This window comes from Glutamicibacter sp. GQ173 (genome assembly GCF_059759215.1).
The window spans coordinates 123,620-146,699 of record NZ_JCAXDT010000002.1 but is presented as its reverse complement, the minus strand read 5'-3'; the positions used below and the strand labels follow the sequence as shown (position 1 = coordinate 146,699).

20 protein-coding genes are annotated in these 23,080 nt (G+C 58.0%); 7 read left to right on the top strand and 13 right to left on the bottom strand.

Annotated elements, in window-relative coordinates:
• Window positions 1–38 precede the first annotated feature (38 nt).
• Entirely contained in the window at window positions 39–1,193 is a 1,155-nt protein-coding gene (locus AC6CHO_RS04600) for a glycosyltransferase (protein WP_498213926.1), read from the top strand.
• 52 nt (window positions 1,194–1,245) lie between these two features.
• Here AC6CHO_RS04600 and AC6CHO_RS04595 read toward each other — a convergent pair whose 3' ends face one another.
• Genes AC6CHO_RS04595 through AC6CHO_RS04585 form a run of 3 tightly spaced genes read right to left on the bottom strand, consistent with a single transcriptional unit; the run spans window position 1,246 to window position 4,739 of the window.
• A complete protein-coding gene (locus tag AC6CHO_RS04595) occupies window positions 1,246–2,106 on the bottom strand; it encodes a MaoC family dehydratase (RefSeq protein ID WP_498213925.1) in 861 nt (286 codons plus the stop codon).
• On the bottom strand, window positions 2,107–3,444 hold the full coding sequence (locus tag AC6CHO_RS04590) for a 3-oxoacyl-ACP reductase (protein WP_498213924.1): 1,338 nt from the start codon (window positions 3,442–3,444) through the stop codon (window positions 2,107–2,109). It lies immediately after the preceding gene.
• Window positions 3,444–4,739, bottom strand: a complete 1,296-nt coding sequence (locus AC6CHO_RS04585; RefSeq protein WP_498213922.1) for an acetyl-CoA C-acetyltransferase — start codon at window positions 4,737–4,739, stop codon at window positions 3,444–3,446. Before AC6CHO_RS04585 ends, AC6CHO_RS04590 begins: the two co-directional genes overlap by 1 nt.
• Window positions 4,740–4,811: 72 nt before the next feature.
• Between AC6CHO_RS04585 and AC6CHO_RS04580 the strand changes: the two genes are divergently transcribed.
• Window positions 4,812–5,471 carry a TetR/AcrR family transcriptional regulator gene (locus AC6CHO_RS04580; protein WP_498213921.1) on the top strand — a complete coding sequence of 220 codons (660 nt, stop codon included), beginning with the start codon at window positions 4,812–4,814 and terminating at the stop codon, window positions 5,469–5,471.
• Between the two features lie 47 nt (window positions 5,472–5,518).
• The gene (locus tag AC6CHO_RS04575; protein ID WP_498213920.1) at window positions 5,519–7,534 is read left to right on the top strand and encodes an acyl-CoA dehydrogenase family protein; all 2,016 of its coding nucleotides are present in this window, start codon (window positions 5,519–5,521) and stop codon (window positions 7,532–7,534) included.
• Window positions 7,535–7,600: 66 nt separating this feature from the next.
• On the opposite strand, the gene AC6CHO_RS04570 is transcribed toward AC6CHO_RS04575, so the two are convergent.
• From AC6CHO_RS04570 to AC6CHO_RS04560, 3 genes are all read right to left on the bottom strand, one after another.
• A complete protein-coding gene (locus tag AC6CHO_RS04570; protein ID WP_498213919.1) occupies window positions 7,601–8,041 on the bottom strand; it encodes a VOC family protein in 441 nt (146 codons plus the stop codon).
• 142 nt (window positions 8,042–8,183) lie between these two features.
• On the bottom strand, window positions 8,184–9,119 hold the full coding sequence (locus tag AC6CHO_RS04565; protein ID WP_498213918.1) for a dihydrodipicolinate synthase family protein: 936 nt from the start codon (window positions 9,117–9,119) through the stop codon (window positions 8,184–8,186).
• A gap of 49 nt (window positions 9,120–9,168) precedes the next feature.
• Complete coding sequence (locus AC6CHO_RS04560; RefSeq protein ID WP_498213917.1) at window positions 9,169–10,134, bottom strand: DMT family transporter; 966 nt, start codon at window positions 10,132–10,134, stop codon at window positions 9,169–9,171.
• On the opposite strand from AC6CHO_RS04560, the gene AC6CHO_RS04555 reads away from it, so the two are divergent.
• Complete coding sequence (locus AC6CHO_RS04555) at window positions 10,133–11,545, top strand: aminotransferase-like domain-containing protein (protein WP_444663969.1); 1,413 nt, start codon at window positions 10,133–10,135, stop codon at window positions 11,543–11,545. The two genes, AC6CHO_RS04560 and AC6CHO_RS04555, sit on opposite strands and share 2 nt — an antisense overlap.
• Here the strand turns inward: AC6CHO_RS04555 and AC6CHO_RS04550 are convergent.
• Window positions 11,542–12,105, bottom strand: a complete 564-nt coding sequence (locus AC6CHO_RS04550; RefSeq protein WP_498213916.1) for a hypothetical protein — start codon at window positions 12,103–12,105, stop codon at window positions 11,542–11,544. The genes AC6CHO_RS04555 and AC6CHO_RS04550 overlap by 4 nt on opposite strands.
• 310 nt (window positions 12,106–12,415) lie before the next feature.
• Between AC6CHO_RS04550 and pepN the strand changes: the two genes are divergently transcribed.
• Complete coding sequence (gene pepN, locus AC6CHO_RS04545; protein WP_498213915.1) at window positions 12,416–15,061, top strand: aminopeptidase N; 2,646 nt, start codon at window positions 12,416–12,418, stop codon at window positions 15,059–15,061.
• A gap of 78 nt (window positions 15,062–15,139) precedes the next feature.
• Here the strand turns inward: pepN and lplAB are convergent, their stop codons facing one another.
• From lplAB to AC6CHO_RS04520, 5 genes are all read right to left on the bottom strand, one after another.
• On the bottom strand, window positions 15,140–16,195 hold the full coding sequence (lplAB, locus tag AC6CHO_RS04540; RefSeq protein ID WP_498213914.1) for a lipoate-protein ligase LplAB: 1,056 nt from the start codon (window positions 16,193–16,195) through the stop codon (window positions 15,140–15,142).
• Between the two features lie 134 nt (window positions 16,196–16,329).
• Complete coding sequence (locus tag AC6CHO_RS04535) at window positions 16,330–16,587, bottom strand: type B 50S ribosomal protein L31 (RefSeq protein ID WP_047119068.1); 258 nt, start codon at window positions 16,585–16,587, stop codon at window positions 16,330–16,332.
• 146 nt (window positions 16,588–16,733) lie between these two features.
• Entirely contained in the window at window positions 16,734–17,567 is an 834-nt protein-coding gene (locus AC6CHO_RS04530; protein WP_498213913.1) for a TrmH family RNA methyltransferase, read from the bottom strand.
• Window positions 17,568–17,571: 4 nt separating this feature from the next.
• On the bottom strand, window positions 17,572–18,369 hold the full coding sequence (locus AC6CHO_RS04525; RefSeq protein WP_498213911.1) for a sulfite exporter TauE/SafE family protein: 798 nt from the start codon (window positions 18,367–18,369) through the stop codon (window positions 17,572–17,574).
• Window positions 18,370–18,397: 28 nt separating this feature from the next.
• On the bottom strand, window positions 18,398–19,183 hold the full coding sequence (locus tag AC6CHO_RS04520) for an ABC transporter ATP-binding protein (protein WP_498213910.1): 786 nt from the start codon (window positions 19,181–19,183) through the stop codon (window positions 18,398–18,400).
• A 123-nt stretch (window positions 19,184–19,306) separates the two neighbouring features.
• On the opposite strand from AC6CHO_RS04520, the gene serB reads away from it, so the two are divergent.
• Window positions 19,307–20,227 carry a phosphoserine phosphatase SerB gene (serB, locus tag AC6CHO_RS04515; RefSeq protein WP_444663982.1) on the top strand — a complete coding sequence of 307 codons (921 nt, stop codon included), beginning with the start codon at window positions 19,307–19,309 and terminating at the stop codon, window positions 20,225–20,227.
• Between the two features lie 163 nt (window positions 20,228–20,390).
• Window positions 20,391–22,133: a VanW family protein gene (locus tag AC6CHO_RS04510; RefSeq protein WP_498213909.1), complete on the top strand. Its 1,743-nt coding sequence runs from the start codon at window positions 20,391–20,393 to the stop codon at window positions 22,131–22,133.
• A gap of 146 nt (window positions 22,134–22,279) precedes the next feature.
• Here AC6CHO_RS04510 and AC6CHO_RS04505 read toward each other — a convergent pair whose 3' ends face one another.
• Window positions 22,280–23,029 carry an SDR family oxidoreductase gene (locus tag AC6CHO_RS04505; protein WP_498213908.1) on the bottom strand — a complete coding sequence of 250 codons (750 nt, stop codon included), beginning with the start codon at window positions 23,027–23,029 and terminating at the stop codon, window positions 22,280–22,282.
• Between the last annotated feature and the right edge of the window lie 51 nt (window positions 23,030–23,080).

Below are 23,080 nucleotides of genomic sequence, written 5' to 3'. Positions count from 1 at the left end.
ACATGCGCATTGCCATGCTTTCCCTGCACACTTCGCCCATGCAGCTACCGGGTTCAGGTGATGCCGGCGGCATGAATGTCTACATCCAGAACTTGTCCTTTGCGCTGGGCGCCCTGGGCCATGAAGTGCACATGATTACTCGCACCGCGGCTGAATCCCAATCCCTTCAGGTTGGCGAAGGCGTTTGGATGCACGAAGTTCAGGTGGCTGCAAATCAATCATTGTCCAAGGAACAGCTTCCTGAAATCATTGGCCCAGCCGTCCTTGCAGTATCCTCACATCTTCAGGGGCTGAAGTTCGATATCATTCACGCCCATTATTGGCTCTCGGGAATGGCCGGACTCGAACTCGCAGAGCTTTGGTCCGTTCCGCTGCTCGTTTCGATGCACACCTCGGCTTCGGCGAAAGAGCATGAGTCGGGCATCCCCGAGCCGGGCAATCGTAAACAGGCCGAGAAACAATTGCTGTTGGAATGTGCCCGAATCATTGCCAACACGCCGGTTGAAGCCAAGCAGCTCGCGCGCTTCTACCAGGTCGAATCCACCAAATTGGACGTGGTGCTGCCCGGGGTCAATCACCGGATTTTCCACCCTGATCAGGACAAGTTGCGCCGCCCGCTGGGCGAAGATGACTTGCACCTGGTCTACGCGGGCCGCATGCAACCGCTCAAAGGCGCTCACTTATTGCTTAGTGCCATGGGCGCGGCACGCCGCAGCCATCCTGATTTGCGGATCACCGCATCGCTTTTTGGCGCATCTTCTGGATCCGCGGACTACGATCTGAAATCAATGGCCAACGAACAGAACCTGGGCGATGTTGTGCGATTCTATGATCCCTTGGAACCGGCCAAACTGGCTCTGGTTTTTGCCAATGCGGATATTGTCGCGGTTCCGTCGCTTTCCGAAACCTTTGGGCTGGTGGCCGCCGAAGCACAAGCTTGCGGGACACCGGTCTTGGCCAATGCCGTTGGCGGGCTCGCCTATGCGGTGAACGATGGAAAATCGGGTTGGCTTATGCCTGAAGCGGACGCCTCCCTGTGGGCCCAGAAACTTGTTGAGCTGGCCCAGAATCCTGATGCGGTGACAACAGCCGGCCATGGCGCCCTTGAACATTCTGGGCTATTCACCTGGGAGCGTGCCGCAGTGGCGACACTGGCCAGTTACCGAATTGCCCAGTCTGAAGTTCAAAGCTGATTAAAAGCTCTGGTCTTCAATCGTTGCTGATTGAAGACCAGAAGCTTGCCGATTAGGAACCGGCGACAGAGAGTTCCAGCTCGAAATGCGGCTTGCCCTTGCGCGCATGCCACGCGTTCACGCGGTAGCCATGAGCAGTTGGCTCAAAAGCCAAATCAACGGCGGCCGGCAGGACTACTGGGGTCTTGAACTCGATGTTCCATGAGTAGGACCCCCGGCCGGGTTCAATACCGGCCAGCGCTCGTGCTGCCATGTAGATACCGTGTGCGATGGCTCCGGGCATCCCCAGAACTTTGGCGCTCAACGCCGACAAATGGATCGGATTGTAGTCACCGGCGACTTTCGCCCACCGCCGGCCAGTGCCAGCGTCAAGTTTCCAGTGGGCAGTACGAACCGGCACGTCAAAGGCAGTACGCTCACTGCGGCTTGGCTTCTCGCCGGATAGTTTTACGCCTTTGGCAAGGAAGGTACTGCGCAGGAGCATTCGATCCTCGCCGTCGGCTACGATCCGGATTACCAGATCGCATGTTGCCCCTTTTGAGTGGGCACGCAGATTTTCGCTGTGCACCTCGACATCGAAGGCTTCACCCTCGCCCAGGGGCGCAGCGACATCGACGTGATTGCTCAAGTGAATCATGCCCAGAAGTGGCAATGGGAAGTCATCATGCAGCATCAGTGACATAGCCAATGGGAAAGCCAAGGAATGTACATAAAGGCTGGGCAGCACGGCGTTCATCGGCGCTCCCACTGCCCTGCGGTACTCGTTGAGCTTCTCCGGGTCAGCGTGAGCGCCCTGAAAGACCAGTACTGTCTGCGGCAACACCGGATCCTTGGGTTTGCGTCCGAGAGTTTTTGCGGCTTTGGCAAAAACCGAGGCCATGGAAGGGATCTCGGAAACGATCTGCGCACCCATTCAGGCACCAACCAACGATTGTCCGCACACGCGAAGCACTTGCCCGTTAAGACCGGCGGCCGCGTCCGAGCCGAGGAAGCTGATAGCTTCGGCCACGTCTTCTGGCAAACCACCCTGCATCAATGACGGAAGGACCAAGCGCGCCACAGTGCGAGTGCCGACAGGAATCTTTGCCGTCATGTCGGTTTCAATGAACCCTGGAGCAACGGCCGCGATTGTTCCGCCATTTTCTGCAAACAGCTTGGCACTTGAGCGCACCATGCCGATCACGCCGCCCTTGGACGCAGCGTAGTTTGTCTGGCCGCGATTGCCTGCAATGCCAGAGGTGGAGGCCAGCGACACGACACGCAGGTTTGGCAGCTTTGCTGCCAGGAAGGCTTCGTTCATGCGCAATTGGGAGGCAATGTTCACGGCAATGACGGAATCCCAGCGGCCGGCGTCCATGTTGGCAAGCAACTTGTCGCGGGTGATCCCGGCGTTATGAACCACGATGTCCAGCGAGCCGTGGCGTCCGATTGCATGATCCATGATCTGCTGGGCCGCATCTGGCGCGGTAACATCCAGCTGGAGTGTCGTCGCTCCAATGGTATTGGCCACCTTCGCCAATGAGTCGCCAGCTTGCGGCATGTCTACGACGACCACCTGCGCACCGTCGCGGGCCAAGGTGCGGGCAATAGCTGCGCCAATGCCCCGAGCTGCACCAGTGACCACTGCGACTTTGCCCGCCAATGGCTGGCTGAAGTCTTTTGGCAGTGCGCCGTCATCGTTGCGCACCGTCAGGAACTGGCCGTCGATGTAGGCACTGCGACCGGAGAAAAAGAAACGCAGGGCTGCCAAGGCACTGGGGCTGACCGCGGAAGTCGACTCTTCGAGCACGATGCCATTGGTGGTGGAGCCACCGCGCATTTCACGTCCAAGGGAACGGATAGCTCCGTCGATTCCCTGGCGTACTGCACCCAGAGCCGGGTCGTCTTCTGCCGTGGCTATACGCGATATGGAAACAACGCGCGCGCCAGGGCGCAGTTGGCGCAGGGCACGACCAGCACTGAGCATGATTGGCGAGAGCGACTGCGGATGATCCAGCTCTTCAAGCAGCAGCAGGATGCCACCGAGTTTGGCCTCGCCTGCATCATGCCGGCGGACATCCAGCCCCCAAGAAACCAGGATGTCGCTGAGCTCCTGGGCTTGTGCTGATGCACCGAGCACGAGAACTGGCCCAGGCAGCAGTGGGCTATCTGGAGTGTAGCGGCGCAAGCGTGGCGGCCTCGGCAGGCCCAAGAGCTTGGCCAGCTTCTTTGTCGCCCCGGTGTTCACGAGTTCCATGTACTTGTCTGCCATTAGTTGCGTGCCTCCAAAATTGCCACGACACCCTGTCCACCTGCGGCACAGACAGAAATCAATGCGCGTCCTGAACCCTTTTCGTGCAGCATCTTCGCGGTGCTGGCGATGATGCGTCCACCGGTGGCGGCGAATGGGTGGCCCGCGGCCAACGAGGATCCGTTGACGTTCAGCTTGCTCCGGTCGATGGCTCCCAGCGGTGCTTGCAGCCCCAGCTTCTCCCGGCAGAATTCCTCATCTTCCCATGCTTTGAGGGTCGAGAGCACTGTCCCGGCAAAGGCCTCATGGATCTCGTAGAAATCAAAATCCTGCAGGGTGAGATTATTCCGTTCGAGCATTCGGGCGGTCGCATAGGCCGGTGCCATCAGCAATCCTTCAGCACCATGGACAAAGTCCACCGCGGCTGCCTCGAAATCAACAAAGTTGGCCAGCATCGGCAGGTCGTGGCTGCGAGCATATTCCTCGCTCCCCAAAAGCACCACAGAAGCGCCGTCGGTCAGCGGGGTCGAGTTGCCTGCGGTCATGGTTGCTTCGTCGCCAAGATTCTTGCCGAAGGCCGGCTTGAGCTTGCCCAGCTTTTCCAAGGTCGAATCGGCGCGCAAGTTATTGTCCTTGGACAGGCCGTTAAAAGGGGTTATGAGGTCATTGAAGAAGCCACGGTCATAAGCAGCGGCAAGATTTGCGTGGCTGGCCATGGCCAATTCATCTTGTGCTTCGCGGGTAATTTTCCAGGCCTTGGTGGTCAGCGCCTGATGATCGCCCATGGACAGTCCCGTGCGTGGCTCTCCGGTGCCTGGCGCCGAGGGCGCCAGGTGCGATGGGCGGATCTTTGCAAGCGCTGAGAGCTTGGCCTTAGTCGTACGTGCACGAGCCAATTCGAGCAAAATTCCACGCAGTGATTCAGAAACAGCAATCGGCGCATCCGAAGTCGTATCGACGCCACCGCCAATAGCCGACTCGAGCTGTCCAAGCTTGATCTTGTTGGCCAGCGAGCCGATGGCTTCCATTCCGGTGGCGCAGGCCATCTGCACATCGTAGGCGGGAGTTGCCGGATCCAGCGAAGAGCCGAGGACCGATTCACGAATGAGGTTGAAGTCCTTGGAGTGCTTGAGCACTGCGCCACCGCTGACCGCGCCCATGCGCTGGCCTTGCAAGCCGTAACGGGCCACGAGCCCTTCGAGAGCGGCGGTGAACATGTCTTGGTTCGACGCATTGACGTAGGCGGTATTGGAACGAGCAAAGGGGATGCGGTTTCCACCGATAATCACGGCATTGCGCACTGACTGTTGGGCCATGTTCAAAAACTCCTCCATGGATTGTTGTGACTCCTATTACTGTAACCAAGAGTACATGATACTGTGAGTAACGTGAACAAGATCACGGAAGCAATAAACGGTGAAACTGACGGTCGAGCATCGCGCTGGCACGCGCATCGCACCGCCCGCCATGAAGAACTGCTCAAGCTGGCACGCAAAGCCGTGCACAAGCTCGGGCCGCAGGCATCGATGGAGGACATCGCCAGCCTCGCCAAAACGTCCAAACCCGTTTATTACCGATACTTCGGCGACAAGGAAGGACTGCGCCAAGCCCTGAGCGCCAACGTCATCAACGACTTCCGCGAACGGGTCATCGCCGCGGCGCTGGCGAAGGATCAGGAACTGAGTTCCATGCATGCCATGGTCACGGCCTATCTTGAACTGGCCGCCAACAGCCCGAACCTCTATTACTTTGTGACCAGTGCACCACGCTCAGCAGATGACATGTCCGCAGGTGCCCTGAACGATTTTTTCGATGAAGCCTCTGAAATGATCAGTGATCGCTTGCTGAAGCTCTACGACCAAAAAGCAACAGCAGCCGCCCTGGGCTATTGGCCACGCGCTGCCCTTGGCATGGTCCGGGCCGCAGGCGAACAGTGGCTCCGCGAACCGGATTCAAACTCGAAGCCGAGCATCGAAACCATGGCCCGAGAACTGACCAACTGGCTGGCCTATGGCATTGCTTCGACTTCCGGCACAAAAAACCCATGAACAACAAAGCATCAAGCTCCGACTCACCAAAGAATGAAAGGAACGTTATGAGCGAGAACCGCATCAACGTCACCGACCTGGCAGAACAGCTACTTGGCCCCTATGCAGAGATTCGCAAGGCCTCGCGTGCTCGAGCGGCTCGCCCTGAACTCCAGCGAGACCCGCTTCTGGGCATGGACGAACATCGCGATCGCGTCTTGGGCCAGCTCAGCCTCCTAGTGGAAGAAGAAGCAGTTCAGCGCGCCTTCCCAGTAAAATTCAGTGGTTACGATGACCATGGAGGCTCCATCGCTTCCTTTGAGGAGCTCGTTGCCGCCGACCCATCCCTGCAGATCAAGGCCGGCGTCCAGTGGGGCCTCTTCGCCGGTGCCATTCTTCACCTTGGCACGGAAGACCACCATGCCAAGTGGTTGCCCGATGCCATGAGCCTGAAGACCCCGGGCGCTTTCGCCATGACCGAAATCGGCCACGGCTCAGATGTTGCCTCGGTGGCGACTACCGCGACCTACGACGAAGAGTCCGAAGAATTCGTCATTCACACCCCATTCAAGGCGGCATGGAAGGAATTCTTGGGCAACGCCGCATTGCACGGCAAGGCAGCCACGGTCTTTGCCCAGCTGATCACCAAGGGCGTCAATCACGGCGTTCATTGTTTCTACGTTCCAATCCGTGATGACGGCGGAAACTTCCTGCCAGGCATCGGCGGAGAGGACGACGGCCTCAAGGGCGGGCTGAACGGGATCGACAATGGCCGCCTGCACTTCACCAATGTCCGCGTGCCACGCACCAACCTGCTCAACCGCTACGGCAACGTCACTGCCGATGGCAGCTATAGCTCCCCCATTCCTTCTCCAGGTCGCCGCTTCTTCACCATGCTTGGCACACTCGTTCAAGGTCGTGTCTCCCTTGACGGTGCCGCCACCAGTGCTTCGAAGATTGGCCTGCAGATCGCCGTGACCTACGGCAATCAGCGCCGCCAGTTCAATTCCACCTCGGATACCGAAGAGACCACGCTGCTGGACTACCAGCGCCACCAGCGCCGCCTGATCACCCGGTTGGCTCGAACCTACGCATCCTCCTTCGCCCACGACGGACTTCTGGACAAGTTCGATGCCGTCTTCTCCGGACGCGCCGACAGCGACGAAGACCGCCAGGATTTGGAAACCCTCGCTGCCGCCTTGAAACCATTGAGCACCTGGGACGCACTGGATACCCTTCAAGAGTGCCGCGAGGCCTGCGGCGGTTCCGGCTTCATCGCCAAGAACCGTTTCACCCAGCTCTACCAGGACCTCGACGTCTACGTAACCTTCGAAGGCGACAACAACGTTTTGCTGCAGCTAGTGGGCAAGCGCCTGCTCACCGATTACGCGGCGGAATTCCGCAAGCTGGATACCGGTGCCATGGCTCTCTATGCAGCCAAGCAGGTCGGAAATACTGCCTTGCACCGTTCAGGCTTGCGCAGCGTTGGCCAAGCCCTGGCTGATGTTTCCGATGAACGAAAGAGCGCCAATTTCTTCAAGGATCCGGACAACCAACGCGCCCTGCTCACCGATCGGATCAATGCCAAGGTTGCCGAAGTGGCCAATGCCCTCCGCGCAGCTGGCAAGAATCCAGTCAAGGCGGCACAGGCCTTCAATGAAAACCAGGAGCTGCTGATTTCTGCGGCGCGGGACCACGGTCAGCTGCTTCGCTGGGAAGCATTTACCGCAGCGCTAGAGAAGGTCGCGGACCCGGTAACATCCGACGTGCTCACGTGGCTTCGCGATGTTTTCACGCTGAGCCTCATTGAAGAAGACCTTGGCTGGTTCCTGGCCAATGGGCACCTTTCGATGCAGCGTGCGCGGACACTGCCCGGTTACCTCAACCGCCTGCTCGCTCGTTTGCGCCCCCATGCCCAGGATCTCGTTGACGCTTTCGGATATACCCAAGATCATCTGCGTGCCGATATCTCCAATGGCACCGAAGCAGAACGCCAGGACGAGGCCATGGAGTACTTCCGCAAGCTGCGTGCTAGCGACAACGCGCCAATCAGCGAAAAATCGTTGAAGAAGGCTTCGGCATAAACCAGATAAGGTGGCGTCCGATTTCAATCAATTGAAATCGGACGCCTTCTTATAGCCAACGGTGTTCTACAGTCGTTGGGCGAGAGCGACAATCAGCCCTTCAGGCCCTCGGACGTACGCCATGGCCCAGACGCCTTCATATTCGCCGATTCCACCGATCAGCCCGTAGCCTTGGTTCTCCAATTTGGCCACTGTTGCCCGCAAGTCATCAATTTCAAAAGCCAATGATCGAAGCCCCAGTTCGTTTGCCATCGCTTGCGGCTGGCCAGGACCATGGTCGGGTTTTTCAAAGCTGGATAACTCGATTCCCACATCGCTCCCGGGCGCTTTCAGCATGACGATGCTGGTGCGCGAGTCAGGGACACCACTGACGGTTTCCAGAAATTCGCCTTCGATGCCGTCCACCCGCCCATCGATTTTCAGGCCGAGCTCAACAAAAAAATTGGTGACTTCCTCAAGGTTCGCCACCGTAATGCCGATATGATCAAACCTCTTGATGCTGGCCATAATTGCCGCCTTCTGGCTCTAAACTTCGCTTACCCCAGTTGCACTCATGCTACGAGCAGGTCCGCTTTAACACCAGCGTTCCGACATCCCCCCATGAGACGCGAAATCCGGTAAAACATCATGTCAGAGCAAATTTAGAGCATCAGGAAATCTCCCTTGTGAAGTGCTGCCTGGCCGTCTCGTCAAGCCCGAGTTCATTCAATACGCCGATCAATACCTGGCGCTGCTTCGAGCTCAGACCATGAATTGGCAACGGCAGGCAGCCAGGTGCTGCCAACCCAAAGTGCTCAGCGATAGCTGCACTGATTCGCAGGCTTCCGCCGAATTCGGTGATTAAGGACCACAATGGTTCGAGGCGCCGGGAAATTTCCAATGCCTCTTGGTGATCACCGGCTTGAACTGCACGGGTGATCTCCAGCATCGGACCGGGAATCGTGCCGCCAACCGCCGTGTACCAGGCGTCGCATCCAGCGACGAGTCCTGCAGCACCGAAGGCGTCCCCGGAAACACCGATGCCCACATGCTCAGGCAAAATGCTGCGAATCGCAGCAACATGCTTTTTGGCCCTCCCTGCGTGGTCGGGAACCCCGGGGATCTTGATCGAGGCAATCCCAGGCAGACTGGCAATCCGCGCGTAGAGATCGTTGCTGAAGGCAAAGTGCGTTGTTCCAGGATTGTCATAGACAATCACCGGCAGGCTGCTGTGTTCAGTGGACGTCCGATAGAGGTCCAGAACTTCGGATTCTCCCAGCCTTTGATAGCCAACGGGTGCTAGCAGGACGCCATCGGCACCTGCGGCCGCCGCATCATCAATGTGCTCCAAGACGTGAGATGTGCGCATCGCGCCAACACCAATAACCACTGGTACACCCGCAGCATTCGCCACTGCCAATTGAGCGACCCTTGCTCGTTCGGCCCGATTCAAGTACATGTAGGAACCGGTGGAGCCGAGCGCAGTAATCGAATCCACCCCAGCCGAAGATAGCCGTCGGACCAATCCAGAAAACGCGGATTCGTCCACTTTGTCGTCCGCCAAGGGAGTGAGCGGGAACGCGCTCAAGCCAGTAAAGGTCTTCACGGGCACCTCTTTCAGTTTCGGTTTATTTCATCGTGCCAGAGAACTTCGACTAGTTCATTGAATGCGTCCCGATGGCCCTTGCCGCGGGACGCGAAGTTGAGGTTCTGGAACGTATTGCAAACAAGGCGCATAAAATCACGGCGCATCCCCCTGCTACTGTGCTCCAGCCAATATGCTCACCCAAAAGCAATGCCGACCATCCTATAGTCAGCACGGGTTGGGCCAGCTGCACCTGGCTAACGCGGGACATCGGGCCGATAGCTAAGCCGCGGTACCAGGCCACAAAGCCCAAGAACATGCTGACTAGGCCCAAATAGGCGAAGGATCCCCAAGCAGCTATGCCGCCGGTTGGCACCTGATGATTAATGCTCACCACGCTCAGAACCAGCATCAGCGGAAAGGCCAGGACTAATGCCCAGGATATGGTCTGCCAGGAACCCAACTCCCGTGCCAGCAGGCCTCCTTCTGCATATCCAGCAGCACAGACAATCACTGCGACAAAGAGCAGCAGATCCGCCACTTGAATGCCCGATAGTCCCCCACCGCTAATTGCAGCAAAGACCACCGCTGCGAGTGCGCCAAGGGCAGCGGCGCACCAAAACGAAGCACGGGCTCGTTCCTTGGTGCGGATAACAGCTGCCACGGCAGTGGCCGCTGGAAGAATCGCAATGACCACAGCCCCGTGGCTGGCTGGAACGGTGGCCATGGCGAATGAGGTGAGCAGCGGAAATCCTGCCACCACGCCGCACGACACCACGGACAGTCGAATCCATTGTCTGGTACTAGGACGTATTTGCTTGGTGGCCCCAAGTGCAACAGCGGCGACGAGTGCAGCAATAACCGCGCGCCCAGCGCCGATAAAAAGCGGATCCATGCCCTCGTTGGACACGGCGATGCGGGTGACTGGAACCGTCAATGAAAAGGCGCAAACGCCAAGCAGGCCCCAAATCAGACCCGCTGGGGAGTTGAATAGCGGTTGATGCTTTGGATGAGTAGCGGTACTATCATGATACATGATTAACAGTAGCAGTGAAAACTTGGTTTTGATACTGCGCAAATGGATCTCCCAAGCTCCCGCTGGAACCCAGCTGCCATCGACTCGGCAGCTGGTTGCTGAATATTCGCTCAGTCCAGTTACGGTGCAAAAAGCCTTGCGGGCATTAATCGCCCAAGGATTGATCGAGTCCCGCCCGGGCATTGGAACTTTTGTTCGCGGTATGCCCACGGCGCGACCATACGACTACGGCTGGCAGACGGCGGCTCTGGGTACTCCCCGGCAAAAGCTTCCCGAGGTCCACCCCAGCCAACGCACCCTGCCCAACGACTTCATAGCCCTGCAGTCGGGGTATCCGGATCGGGAACTGTTGCCGGAAAGATTGGTGAAATCAGCCTTCGCGCGGGCCGCGCGCAGCGAGTCGGTCCTGCAAAGGACCGAAGCTGCAGGGCTGCCAGAACTTCAATCATGGTTCGCTGCCGAACTGGCCGAACAGATGCTTCCCGGGCTCAGCGCCCCCAGTGCCAGGGACGTCATCATATTGCCCGGAAGCCAGAGCGGATTGGGGTCAATCTTCCGAGCACTGGTTGGCGAGGGGCATCCAATGCTTATCGAGTCGCCAACTTATTGGGGTGCTATTCTCGCTGCTGCACAAGTGGGCGTTACGCTGATCCCCATCCCGGCGGGCCCGCAGGGTCCCGATACCCGAGAACTGGATCGCGCCTTCGAACGCACCGGCGCCCGGGCTTTTTATGCGCATCCGAACTTCGCCAACCCCACCGGGGCCCAGTGGAGTCCAGAAGTTTCGGAACGAGTACTTGAAATCCTGAAAGCACGCGGTGCTTTCCTGGTCGAAGATGACTGGGCCAAGGATTTTGGAATCAGCAGCGATTCATCCCCCTTGGCGGCCCGAGAAGATAACGGGCATGTCGTCTACTTGCGTTCGCTGACCAAGAGCGTGTCCCCGGCGGTGCGCGTCGCAGGACTGATCGCCCGCGGCCCGGCCAGGGACAGGATCCTGGCAGACCATCAAGCGCAATCAATGTATGTCAGCGGACCCCTGCAAGCGGTGGCATTAGACGTGGTCAGCCAGCCAGCATGGCGAACACACCTTCGATCCCTGCGCCAGCAATTGGCTGGCCGGCGCGACCTGCTCATCGATTCGCTCGCCCGGCATGTTCCCGAAGCCCATTTGCAACTGGTTCCACCGGGCGGGTTGAACCTTTGGGTGCAGCTGCCCGATGGGACCGACCTGCGCCGGTTGGAACGAGAGTGCGAGGTTCGCAAACTCGCCATCGCTCCCGGTGCGAGCTGGTTCCCCGCCGAAGAGTCTGGCCAATATCTGCGGCTGAATTATTCTGGGCCGAATCCGGGTGCTTTTGACCAGGCGGGAAGGATCCTGGGCGAGGCCTTGCGCTCCGCGGACCGCTAGGCCAATCCGTCCACTTCCACCAAGCCGCGGCGTGTAGGCACCGGCGCGACGTGGGTTCCATTGCCGGCAACCAGCTGAATGCGCAACAGGCGCGGGGCATTGCCCTGTGCGGTCTGCAGGATCCACGGGCCAACCATGAGGTACGAGCGGTCGTTTTCTGCTTCGGTAACGACGCCGGTGATCACGAAGTCCCCGTACGGTTCCTGGCTAAAGGAAGCAACCACCAGATCGCCATGGGAGAGCTGTGCAACCTCGATGTCCTGGGGCGAGAATTCCCCATCGAACTGCGCCGGGAATGCTCGCACGTCTTTATCCGGTTGCCGTTGTATCACCTCGGAGCCGTCGCTGGCTTTGGCCTTCTTTTTAGCAGCGGCGGCGTTCAGCCCTCCCACCATCACGTCGTCCAGGACGGTGGGATGCGCTGCTCCGGTAACCAGGAAGTTTCCAAAGCGCTCGGTTTTGTACAGGACCGAAATCACCTCGGATTCTTCAATGGCGCCGAAGGCTGCCTTCATGCCGGCGACGTCGCGCTTGGAAGGGCCCTTGATGAAGGCGTCCATTGGCTTTCTCCGATGCTCAAGAGTGCGGGGTGTCGCTTTAACCCTAGGTCAGAATGCCCCGCCAAGGAAAAACGCCGTAGCGCCAATGCCCGCCAGCCCATCAAGGGGCGACGTGAGGATCAGCGGATTCAGCCCACCGGCCTGCTGCGCTCGATGGCGCGCCTGTCCAGCATGGTGACGAGCAGATGCGCGTCCATTCCGGCCTCCGCCGGCAAAAACCGCGCAGGCTCGCCGCGTGGAGTGCCAGGAGAACAGGAATTAAATGGCCGCCCAAGGTCTCAAACATTTATTTCACAGCTAAGCTGGAATGGTGGACACTCTAGAACGCTATGCACCAAATGAAAACCTGAGGCGCGATGAAGCGGCTTGGCGCGCTGAAAACATCTCCTGGCACTTCGCGGACGTGCAACTGGACCTGGGCAACGCCCCCGAGCCATCGGCCACCAGCTATGCATCGACGACGACGCTAAACTTTTCATCCTTGCGCCCCGACACCTTCATCGACTTCATCCACGAATCCGTGGAGGAAATTCTGGTCAACGGCACCGCCATTGACCTGTCGACGGCCGTACTGGACTCACGCATCTATCTCGATAACCTGCGCACGGATGTGCCAAACACCGTGAAGGTCACCGGTCGAGCGCTCTACTCGCGCTCCGGCGAAGGCCTGCACCGCTTCGTTGATCCGCAAGACGGCGAGACCTATCTTTACACGCAATTCGAGCCATCCGAGGCCCGCCGTGTTTTCGCCTGCTTTGAACAGCCGGACCTGAAAACCAGCTTCCGCTTCACCCTCACTGGCCCCGCAGGGTGGCACCTGGCCAGCAACCAGCCGATCGTGGACGAGGTCTTCCACGATGACGGCACCAAAACTGTCGCCTGCTCCCCCACCCCGCCAATCTCCAGCTACATCACCGCGGTCCTTGCCGGCCCGTACCATGTGGAGCGTGGCGAGCATGTGCAAGAACTGCCAGACGGTGAAGAGCTTGTTATTGAATTGGCGGCGACTTGTCGCGCCTCGCTGGCCGAGCACTTCGACGGCCAGGAGATTTTGGAGCTGACCAGCCGCGGGCTGAGCTATTTCCACGAGCTTTTCGACTACCCCTATCCATGGGGCAAATACGATTCGGCCTTCGTTCCCGAATACAATCTCGGCGCCATGGAGAACCCGGGCCTGGTCACCTTCACCGAACGCTACGTCTTCACCTCGCACGCCACCGAGGGCCAGTACGAGCAGCGCGGCAACACCATCATGCACGAAATGGCACATATGTGGTTCGGCGACCTGGTCACCATGAAATGGTGGGACGACTTGTGGCTCAAGGAGTCCTTCGCCGACTACATCGGCACCCTGGCCAACGACGAGGCCACTGACTTCACCACCGCGTGGACGACCTTCGCAGCTCGGCGCAAGGCCTGGGCCTACGTCGCCGACCAGATGCCCACTACGCACCCCATTGTTGCCGATATCCCCGACCTGCTGGCGGCAGACCAGAACTTCGATGGCATTACCTACGCCAAGGGCGCTAGCGTGCTCAAGCAGCTCGCGGCCTTTGTGGGCGCAGACGCGTTCCGCGACGCGGCGCGCTCCTACTTCCGCAAGCACGCCTACTCGAATACTTCGCTGGAAGACTTCTTGCAGGCTTTGGAAACTGCCAGCGGCCGGGATATGCGCCAGTGGGCCGATGCATGGTTGAAAACCAGCGGTGTCCCCAAGCTGAAGGTTGACCTCAAGACCGATAGCCAAGGCGTCATTACCCACGCTCAACTCAATCAGTTCGGCTCGGATCCGGTGACCGGCCAGCCGATCGTTCGTCCCCATGTCCTGACTGTCGGCGCCTATGAACTTCGCGATGGGCAGCTGGTGCGCACCGACACCGTGCCGGTAGAACTTGTGGGCCAATCCGTGGCACTTGATTTCCTGGTAGGACGAAACGTCCCTGATCTCATCCTGCCTAACGACGGCGATGAAACTTATGCCTTGATTGAATTTGATGAAGCTTCACGCGCTACCCTGCTGGAAAACCTGTCAGGTTTGGCTGATTCCTTGCCGCGCGCTACCTGCTGGGCTTCGCTGTGGGACGCCGTTCGTTCAGCAACCTTGGATGCGCAAAGTTATGTCGATGCGGTGCTGGCTCACGCCTACACCGTAACCGACGCTGGAGTTTTTGGAGTCCTCACGGATCAGCTGGTGAGCTCGATTTCCAAATACGCCGCACCGGAACTGCGGGCAGAATTACGCACTCGCGCCGCTGGGATCCTCACCGGCTGGCTCGGCAAATTCGAGCCGGGCAGCGATCAGCAAACCACGACTGCTCGAACCTTGACCCGTTTGGCACGAGCCGGTGTTGCCGGCGAAGTCATTGACGCGTTCCTCGGCGAGCAGCCTAACGCCTACCAGGTCACGGTCGATGAGCAGTTGCTTTGGAATTCCTACATTGCACTCGCCGCTGCTGGCAAACTCGACGCAACCGCTGAAGCTGCAATGCACGAATCCGCCAAGCAGAACCCGACGAGCGTTGCGCTCAATGCGGTGAGAACTGCATTGGCTGCCCGCCCCGATCCCGAGGCGAAGATGAACGCCTTCGACACCGTCTTGATGGCTCGCGATGAAAAGGGCCAGCTGTCCAACGATGCACTTTCCGCAACGGCCTTGGGCTTTTCCATGGGTTCAGCGGCCCTTCTAGCGCCTTTTGAGGAGCGCTTCTGGGCCGCTGTCCTCCCAGTCTTCGAATCCATGAGCATGGAGTTCTCTACTCGAGTAATCGAAGGACTCTACCCGGCTCATCAAGACTTGGATGGCTCGGTCGAACAGAACCAGGCATTGTCGGCAGCGACCGCCTGGCTAGAGGAAAATGCGCAGGCACCGAGTGCATTGAAGCGCATCCTTCTGGAAGAGCGCGCGGAACTGGAACGCTCACTGAACGCTCAAGCTTTCAGCCGAACCAGCCGCTAGCTGCCACTCAGAAACCAGCGGGCCTGCGCAATGCTTGATGCATTGCGCAGGCCCGCTGGCCTATTCCCCTTGACGTGGCTAGGAAACGCGAGCGGTCCACTGCTCGGTGGCAAATTTGGTTTCAGCGAGCTCTTGAGCCGCCTGACGGGTAGCATCATCAAGTTGTGCTTGCTGGGCACCGGTACGCTGCGCGAAGGTGTCCATCATGACCCGAATGATTTCCATGCGCTCCAGATCGGTCTGCGACTTCAACGGATCCACTCGCTTCACCGCCGAGGTGATTCCCTTGTCTGAAATTTTCTCCCGGCCGATGCGCAAGACCTGAGTCATCTTCTGGGCATCAATGTCATAGCTCATCGTGACGTGATGAAGCATGGCGCCATTGGCGAACCGCTTTTGCGCCGCACCGCCAATTTTCCCTGCTTCCGTGGCAATGTCGTTCAAAGGCTTGTAGTGAGCCTTGAGGCCGATGTTCTGCAGCGCCTCCATGACCCAAGCATCCAAGAACGGGTAGGAATCGGCAAAACTCATGCCGTCGACCAGCGACTCGGGCGCATACAGGGAATAGGTGATGCAGTTGCCAGCTTCCATGAACATGGCACCGCCGCCGGAAATGCGGCGAACCACTTGAATGCCGTACTTGTCGGCCTGTTCCATATCAACTTCATTCTTGAGCGACTGGAAGGAACCGATGACAACCGCGCCTTCGTTCCAGTCCCAGAATCGAATGGCTGGTTTGCGAACGCCTTTGGCGATCTGGCGGGTCAAAACCTCATCCAGCGCCACTTGTTCAGTGATGGGGATGATTTCCGGTCCGAGTATTTCCCACTCGTGGTCTTCCCACTTAGTTGCATGCCCGAGGGCGCGCCGCACCACGCGGGCGACTGCGTCCGCATCAAATCCGAACATCACTGCGTCTTCGCGCAGGTTGTTGGTTACGGCATCGCGGATGGTGCCATGGCTGGCGTCAGTCGGCAATCCCCGCACCGACTCGTTGAGATCTTCCAGTGCCTCGTCCGGTTCCAGGAAGAAGTCTCCGTTGAGTGATACATCCGTGATTGTCCCGTTGCTTGTTTCAAGATCAACTACGACTAATTTGCCACCGACTACCTTGTATTCACCATGATGCATCATGTTCTCATTCTATCCCCGGGCACCTGCGCCTCGAACTCCTTCCACGGCTGCCAGTGCAGGGCCGTTAAAGCAGCAGCGGCGCGCTTCCAGGGAAACTGGAAGCGCGCCGCGTAAAGCTTGCGAGGGGCGAAGTATTACTTCTTGCCGCCGAAGCCCTTGAAGCGGGCGTTGAAGCGCTCGACACGACCAGCGGTGTCCATGATGCGCTGCTTACCGGTGTAGAACGGGTGCGAAGCAGCCGAGATTTCAACGTCAATCACTGGGTAAGTGTTGCCGTCTTCCCACTCGATGGTCTTGTTCGAAGTTGCGGTCGAACGGGTCAGGATCTTTTCGCCGGATGCCAGGTCGTTGAAGACAACTGGGCCGTACTGTGGATGGATATCAGCCTTCATAGCTATACACCTTTTTGTTTATGGCCACTGGATTTTGCCAGCAGCTAATTGCTCGGAAATTCGCCATGCAGTACAACGTTCATTAAAGAACCTGCAACACACAGACATTACATCCTATCGCACATTTACGGCCGAGGAGAACCGCCTCAACGTGGGGCAGAACACAGATGCCAGAAGGCAATTGCGCTGGCCGCGCCGACGTTGAGCGAATCCACTTCCCGATGCATCGGAATGATGACCGTATGGTCCACGGCAGCCAGCGCTTCTTGCGTTACTCCCCTGCCTTCATTGCCCAGGATCATCGCTATTTTCTGGCCTGGAGCAATCTGGATGTCGTTGAGCGCAATCGCGTCGTCAGTCAATTCCATGGCCAGCAGGTCATAGCCGTGTTTCTTGAGCTTGTCCATGTCATCCGGCCAGTTTTCCAAGCGAACCCACGGAAGATCAAAAACGGTCCCCATGGAGACCCGAGCACTGCGGCGATACCAGGGATCAACGCACTTAGGCGTCAGCAATACAGCATCAATTCCGAGCCCTGAGGCCGACCGGATGATGGCACCCAAGTTGGTATGGTCAGCAATATCTTCGAGAATGGCGATTCGGGAACCGGTTTCCAGCACCTTGTCCAGATCCAGAGGTTCTGGGCGGTTCATGGCCGCCATGGCGCCTCGGTGCAGGTGGAAACCAACAAGGTCTTCCAACTGGCGGTCATCACCAATAAAAATGGGCGCTGTTGGGAAGCGGTTGAATTCATCGGTTAGCTGTCCCAGATGCTTTTCAGCAAGAAGGAAGCTGCGAGGCACATGCCCTGCATTGATCGCGCGCTGGACAACCTTGGTGCTTTCCGCGATATAGAGACCATTCTCCACGTCGGTGCGCATCCGTAGATGCGCCTCAGAAAGCCTCAGATATTCGTCAAGACGCGAGTCCTGGAGATCTTCAACGTGCAGGATCCGCTCCGGATTAAGAATTTCGGCCACCGGGCTAAACCAACTTCAATAGCATGTTGACCAGTGCAATAACACCGAGGACGACGATAATTCCGCGGAGCCAGCCTGGAGAGAGTTTCCGGCCAATTTTCGCTCCGATGAATCCGCCAATCAGAGATCCCACGGCAATCAAAAGGACGATCAACCAGTTGATACGTTCCGGAGCAATGATGAGGTACATCGCGGCGGCCATAAGATTCACGATCAGCGACAAGATGACCTTGATGGCGTTGGACTGCTGCAGCGAAGCCTGCAGGAAGACACCGAAAACCGCCATGAGCAAGACACCCTGTGCCGCGGTGAAATATCCTCCGTAGATGCCGATAACAAATACCAGCACATACAGGATCGTCGGCACCTTGGTTCGGTCCGCCTCATCCGGATCCGTCCCGCCCCGAGCTGCCTGGCGGGTTTTAGCCCACTTGGCCAACCTCGGTTGGAAGATCACCAGGATCAAGGCACAGACCAAGAGGACCGGCGCGACCACGCCAAATACTGATTCGGGCAAGTTCAGCAGCAGCAACGATCCGATCAGGCCGCCGATGAGGGATACCGGAACCAGCTTGAGCAGCGTCCTCTTCACGCTTGCTGCTTCTTTGCGATAGCCCCAGGCACCAGAGAATCCGCCAGCGACCAGGCCCATCGCATTAGAAACTACCGCGTTGACCGGCGCAGTCCCCAAAGCGACAAGAATCGGGAACGTAACCAGAGAACCGGACCCGACCACAGTGTTAATCGTTCCAGCCCACAGGCCGCCAATGAAGATGAGGGCTTCACGCCAAAACTCAACCACGCAGAAGCTTCCCCTCTAGAGTGTTCAATTACGCGCCAGCAAATGCCGAATAGCGTCCACCTTCACGGCGAAGCTTCAATTTCATTCCGTAGGTCTTTTCCAGATTCTCTTCGGTGAGTGTGGAATCAATCTCGCCAGCGGCGACCACCTGTGCATCACGCATCATCAAGATGTGGGTAAAGCCGGCAGGAACTTCTTCGAGGTGGTGTGTCACCAACACAAGCGCGGGAGCATCCTCATCGGTAGCCAGCTCCGCCATTTGGGCGACGAGTTCTTCTCGTCCGGCAAGATCCAGGCCCGCAGCTGGCTCATCCAGGATCAGGAGTTCAGGATCCGTCATCAGCGCACGGGCAATCAGCACCCGCTTGCGCTCGCCTTCAGACAGGTTGCCGAACGGCTGGTTCATGAACGTCGACATGCCCCATTCATGGAGCAAACGGAAGGCACGGCGTTCATCAAGTTTTTCGTACTTCTCGCGCCAGCGGCCAGTCATGCCGTACGCCGCGGTCAGAACTACGTTTAATGCCTTTTCGTTGGCTGGAATAGAGTTGGCGACCAACGCCGAGCTCAAGCCAATCAGGGGACGAAGATCAAACACTGATACTCGTCCCAAGCGTTCGCCAAGAATATCGGCGGTGCCTCGGGTGGGGTGCAACCGAGTGGCTGCGATATTCATCAAGGTAGATTTGCCGGCACCATTGGGGCCGATAACAATCCACCGCTGTCCTTCTTTAACTTCCCAAGACACGTCCTTGAGCAGTTCTTTTCGCCCGCGTACCACGCTGACATCTTTGAAAGTTAGCACTTCGCTCATGGTATTCAAGACTAGACTTTTCGTTGCTGTTTCACTAATTGAATCACCTGCAATCCCCCGATTATTCGCCGTTCGCCTCTGTCATGTTTGGTCGTAATTGCTGAATCATTGAAAAATGGAGGCATGGCTTCTTCACTGGTTTTTGTCTCCCGCCCGTCCTTCCCGCGCCAACAGTTCCTGGCTTTGCTGGACCTCGCGGCCGCAGAACAGCTGATTCCACAAGGGCTGGAGCTCTCGATCAAAACCAGCGAAGAACGACTGGTAGCCAAGGTACACTACGCTGCCGGATCACCTGATCGGCTTCAACAGCTCGCGACTGAATTCATTGACCGGCACGTCACAGCCGGGACACTGGCGTATGCCGATATGTGCCTGGCCGTAGTGCCAGAGGAGGTCGCTTCGGCCCCGCAACTGCTGCTGCTCATGGATGTGGACTCCACGCTGATCAAGCAGGAAGTCATCGAGTTGCTAGCAGCCCATGCCGGGCGGGAAAAAGAGGTCGCGGAAGTTACCGAAGCTGCCATGCGCGGTGAACTGGATTTTGCCCAATCACTGATCCAGCGTGTCGCAACCCTCAAGGACCTGCCGGACTCGGTTCTGGCGGAAGTCGGAGAACGCATCATCTTCTCCGACGGCGCGCCTTCATTGGTTCGCCGTTTCCATGCCGCGGGCCACAAGGTTGCTGTCGTTTCGGGTGGATTCCAGCAAATCCTCGACCCGCTGGCCTCAACGCTCAACCTGGACCATGCCTTGGCCAACACGCTGGGTATCACCGACGGAGTGCTTGACGGCACGGTTCACGGGGAAATTGTTGATCGCCAGATGAAGGAGACGAAGCTTCGCGCTTGGTCCGAAGAGCATAAGATCCCATTGAATGCGACGATCGCTGCCGGTGACGGTGCCAATGACCTGGACATGGTGGCGGCAGCGGGCTTGGGGATCGCGTTCAACGCCAAGCCAGCACTGCGTGACAAGGCAGATGTCCGCCTGGATTTCGGGCGACTCGACGTGATCGCTGATCTCGTACTGGATGACTTGAACTAAAAGATTCCAACAACTCGATAACAATTGAGGTGAATAGAGTCTCTCTGCGCGTCTATCGGTTGTTCCAGCGGTTAGTATTTTCACTAGACGCCCCAATGGCCTGTGGTAGATACCTCGACCAAGCGGCTAAATCCTAACGCTTTTCGAAAGAACACTAAAACCAGTGCAGACCCCTCCTCAGGACAGTACCCCCACTACGTCTACGAATCCCTCACACAATAAGAAGAAGCCCAAGAGCAAGGCCAAGCCTTGGATCATTGGCGGTTCTTGTGCGGTGGCCGTAGTCGCGGCGTACTTCGGCGCAGCTGCTTTTGTCAGCTCGCAAGTTCCAGCCAACGCCACGATTGCCGGCGTCAATATCGGGTCGATGAACAGTGACGAGGCGCGTGCTGAAATTGAGCGAGTGGTCTCGCCCTTGGCACAGGAGCCCATCGAAGTCAAGGTTAATGGCAAGGACTACACTGTTGACCCTGCCGAGGCAGGGCTTAGCCTCAACGTCGACGACACAGTCAAGGACTTGACGTCCTATGTCGTCAATCCCGTGAAGCTCTACGAGCGCCTGGCTGGTGACTATGAAGTCATCCCGGAGTTGAATGTTGATCAGCAGAAGCTGTCCGAACAGATTGAGGCTTTGGCGAAAAAGGCCGACGCTGAGGTCACCGAAGGCAAAATCGAATTTGTCGATGGTGCGGCAAAGCTTTCCAAGCCTGTCGACGGGGTGGTCTTGGACAACGAAGCTGCAATTGAAAAATTCAGTGAAGACTGGTCGGTTGCCGGTCCCCCGATCGAGCTGCCCGCAGAAGTAGTCAAGCCCCAGATTTCATCGGATACGTTGCAGAAGTTCTACGACGATCAAGTGAAGTCGTTGCTCAAGGGCGACGTGGAACTTGTTTCCGGGGACAAGAAGGCCACCCTCTCACCAGCATCGATTGCGGCAGCTGCGTCCTACGCACCGAAGGATGGGGCTCCTGCCCTCACCCTTGACGACAAAAAGCTGTATAAAGCTGCCACCAGCAATTCGGATCTTTCCAGCACCGCGAAAGACGCAAAGATCGTCCTGAAGGGCGGAAAGCCTTCGATCCAGGCGTCCACCAAGGGCATCTCGCTGGAAACGGAAGGCCTAGGCGCCAAGGTGCTTGCCGCCAGCGCGACCGAGAACCGCACTGCCGAAGTCAAGATGACTGAAAAGGAAGCGGATTTCACCACTGCCGAGGCAAAGAAGCTGGGCATCAAGGAACCTATCGTCGATTTCTCGACCCCCTATCCTGCTTCGGACACCGTGCGCACCAAGAACCTCAAGGCTGGCGCGGCACGCGTCACCGGCGTCGTGGTGAAGCCCGGAGAGCGGTTCTCGCTGCTTGATACCCTGGGCCCGATTACCGTGGCCAACGGATACTTCAGCTCCGGCGTTGTTGAGAACGGCTTCAGCGCCGAAGCAGTCGGTGGAGGACTCTCGCAGATTTCCACGATGATGTACAACGTCGGGTTCCTGGCCGGCTACGACGACATTACCCATAAGCCGCACTCCCGCTGGTTCGACCGCTATCCAGCCGGTCGCGAAGCCACCCTGTGGGAAGGGCAGATCGATATGATCTGGGAGAACAACACCCCTTACGGCGTGCTGGTGCAGGCATGGGTATCAGATGATGCCGTACACACTCGACTGTGGTCGACCAAGTACTGGGATGTGTCGCAGAAGAGCTCTGGAAAGTACAACCAGACGGACCCCGAGACCAAATACAATACTGCCGAGAAGTGCGTGTCCGAGTCCGGTGGCAAGAAGGGCTTCACCATCGATATCACTCGCTACCGCGAAACCTTCGACGGTTCCAAGAAACTCCCCGCCGAGACCAAGAGCTGGACTTACAGCCCTTGGCACAAGATCGTGTGCGGCGAAAAGCCATAGCGGTTCAGATTGGCCAATGCCGGGCATCTTCCATGGAAGGTGCCCGGCATTGATCTTTAATTACCGCGCAAAAACAGCTGGCGCCCAGCTCCCTGAACGGGAGGAAGGCACCAGCTGTTTGCTGTTGCTGACGAATCAGGCCTGGACTACTTGCCGGACTGCTTCAGGAAGTCTCCTGCGCCACCGACCAGCTCGGTGTAGCCGGTCTCGACGTCGGCAAATACCATCTTGGCTACTTCGGCGCCGAATTCCTCAACGGAGTAGAGCTTGCCAGCGGCCTCACGGCGGGCATCAATAGCACCTGGCTCCATGCGGTTCAACAACGTAGCGGTGATGGTTCCCTCGATCATGTCGCCGGAGACAACAACAAAGCTGATGTTCTTTTCGGCCAGCTGGGGGATCATTTCGCGCAGTGCATCTTCACCGGCACGCTTGGACTTCGCCACGGCGTCATAGGCATCCATAGTGGAAACGTCGTTGATGAAGTGTGCCTGGTGGCTGGTCACGAAGACCACGCGTCCGCCATCAGACATTTTTGGCAATGCTGCTTCCAGCATGGCCACCTGTGCGTCCCGGTTCAGGCGCAGGGCGTAGTTCTCCCCCATCGAGGTTTCCATGCCGCCGGAAGCATTCAGAACAACTACGTCCAGGGATCCGAAGTTCTCCACGGCGGCATCAACCAAGGCCACCGGACCTTCCGGGGTGGTCAAATCGGCGCCAACGGCTACTGCCTTGCCGCCCTTTTCCTCGATAGCGGCAACGATCTTGTTAGCGCGCGGTGCCTTGGCACGGTAATTCACCACAACACCGATGCCCTGTTCAGCCAGCAGCTGCGCGGTGACCGCGCCAATTCCACGGGAGGAACCGGTAACTACGGCACCTTTAAATTCGCTCATCTTGAATGTTCTCCTTGGATCTTAGGGAAAATTGAATCTCATGCAGCATTC

Bases quoted from the DNA above. Each gene is read 5' to 3' on its own strand.
- AC6CHO_RS04600 (WP_498213926.1), top strand. From the start codon at position 39: ATGCAGCTACCGGGTTCAGGTGATGCCGGCGGCATGAATGTCTACATC.
- AC6CHO_RS04560 (WP_498213917.1), bottom strand. From the start codon at position 10,134: ATGTATCATGATAGTACCGCTACTCATCCAAAGCATCAACCGCTATTC.
- serB (WP_444663982.1), top strand. From the start codon at position 19,307: ATGGCTTCTTCACTGGTTTTTGTCTCCCGCCCGTCCTTCCCGCGCCAA.
- lplAB (WP_498213914.1), bottom strand. From the start codon at position 16,195: ATGATGCATCATGGTGAATACAAGGTAGTCGGTGGCAAATTAGTCGTA.
- AC6CHO_RS04555 (WP_444663969.1), top strand. From the start codon at position 10,133: ATGATTAACAGTAGCAGTGAAAACTTGGTTTTGATACTGCGCAAATGG.
- AC6CHO_RS04505 (WP_498213908.1), bottom strand. From the start codon at position 23,029: ATGAGCGAATTTAAAGGTGCCGTAGTTACCGGTTCCTCCCGTGGAATT.
- AC6CHO_RS04570 (WP_498213919.1), bottom strand. From the start codon at position 8,041: ATGGCCAGCATCAAGAGGTTTGATCATATCGGCATTACGGTGGCGAAC.
- AC6CHO_RS04585 (WP_498213922.1), bottom strand. From the start codon at position 4,739: ATGGCCCAACAGTCAGTGCGCAATGCCGTGATTATCGGTGGAAACCGC.
- AC6CHO_RS04595 (WP_498213925.1), bottom strand. From the start codon at position 2,106: ATGGGTGCGCAGATCGTTTCCGAGATCCCTTCCATGGCCTCGGTTTTT.
- AC6CHO_RS04535 (WP_047119068.1), bottom strand. From the start codon at position 16,587: ATGAAGGCTGATATCCATCCACAGTACGGCCCAGTTGTCTTCAACGAC.
- AC6CHO_RS04520 (WP_498213910.1), bottom strand. From the start codon at position 19,183: ATGAGCGAAGTGCTAACTTTCAAAGATGTCAGCGTGGTACGCGGGCGA.
- AC6CHO_RS04575 (WP_498213920.1), top strand. From the start codon at position 5,519: ATGAGCGAGAACCGCATCAACGTCACCGACCTGGCAGAACAGCTACTT.
- AC6CHO_RS04590 (WP_498213924.1), bottom strand. From the start codon at position 3,444: ATGGCAGACAAGTACATGGAACTCGTGAACACCGGGGCGACAAAGAAG.
- AC6CHO_RS04550 (WP_498213916.1), bottom strand. From the start codon at position 12,105: ATGGACGCCTTCATCAAGGGCCCTTCCAAGCGCGACGTCGCCGGCATG.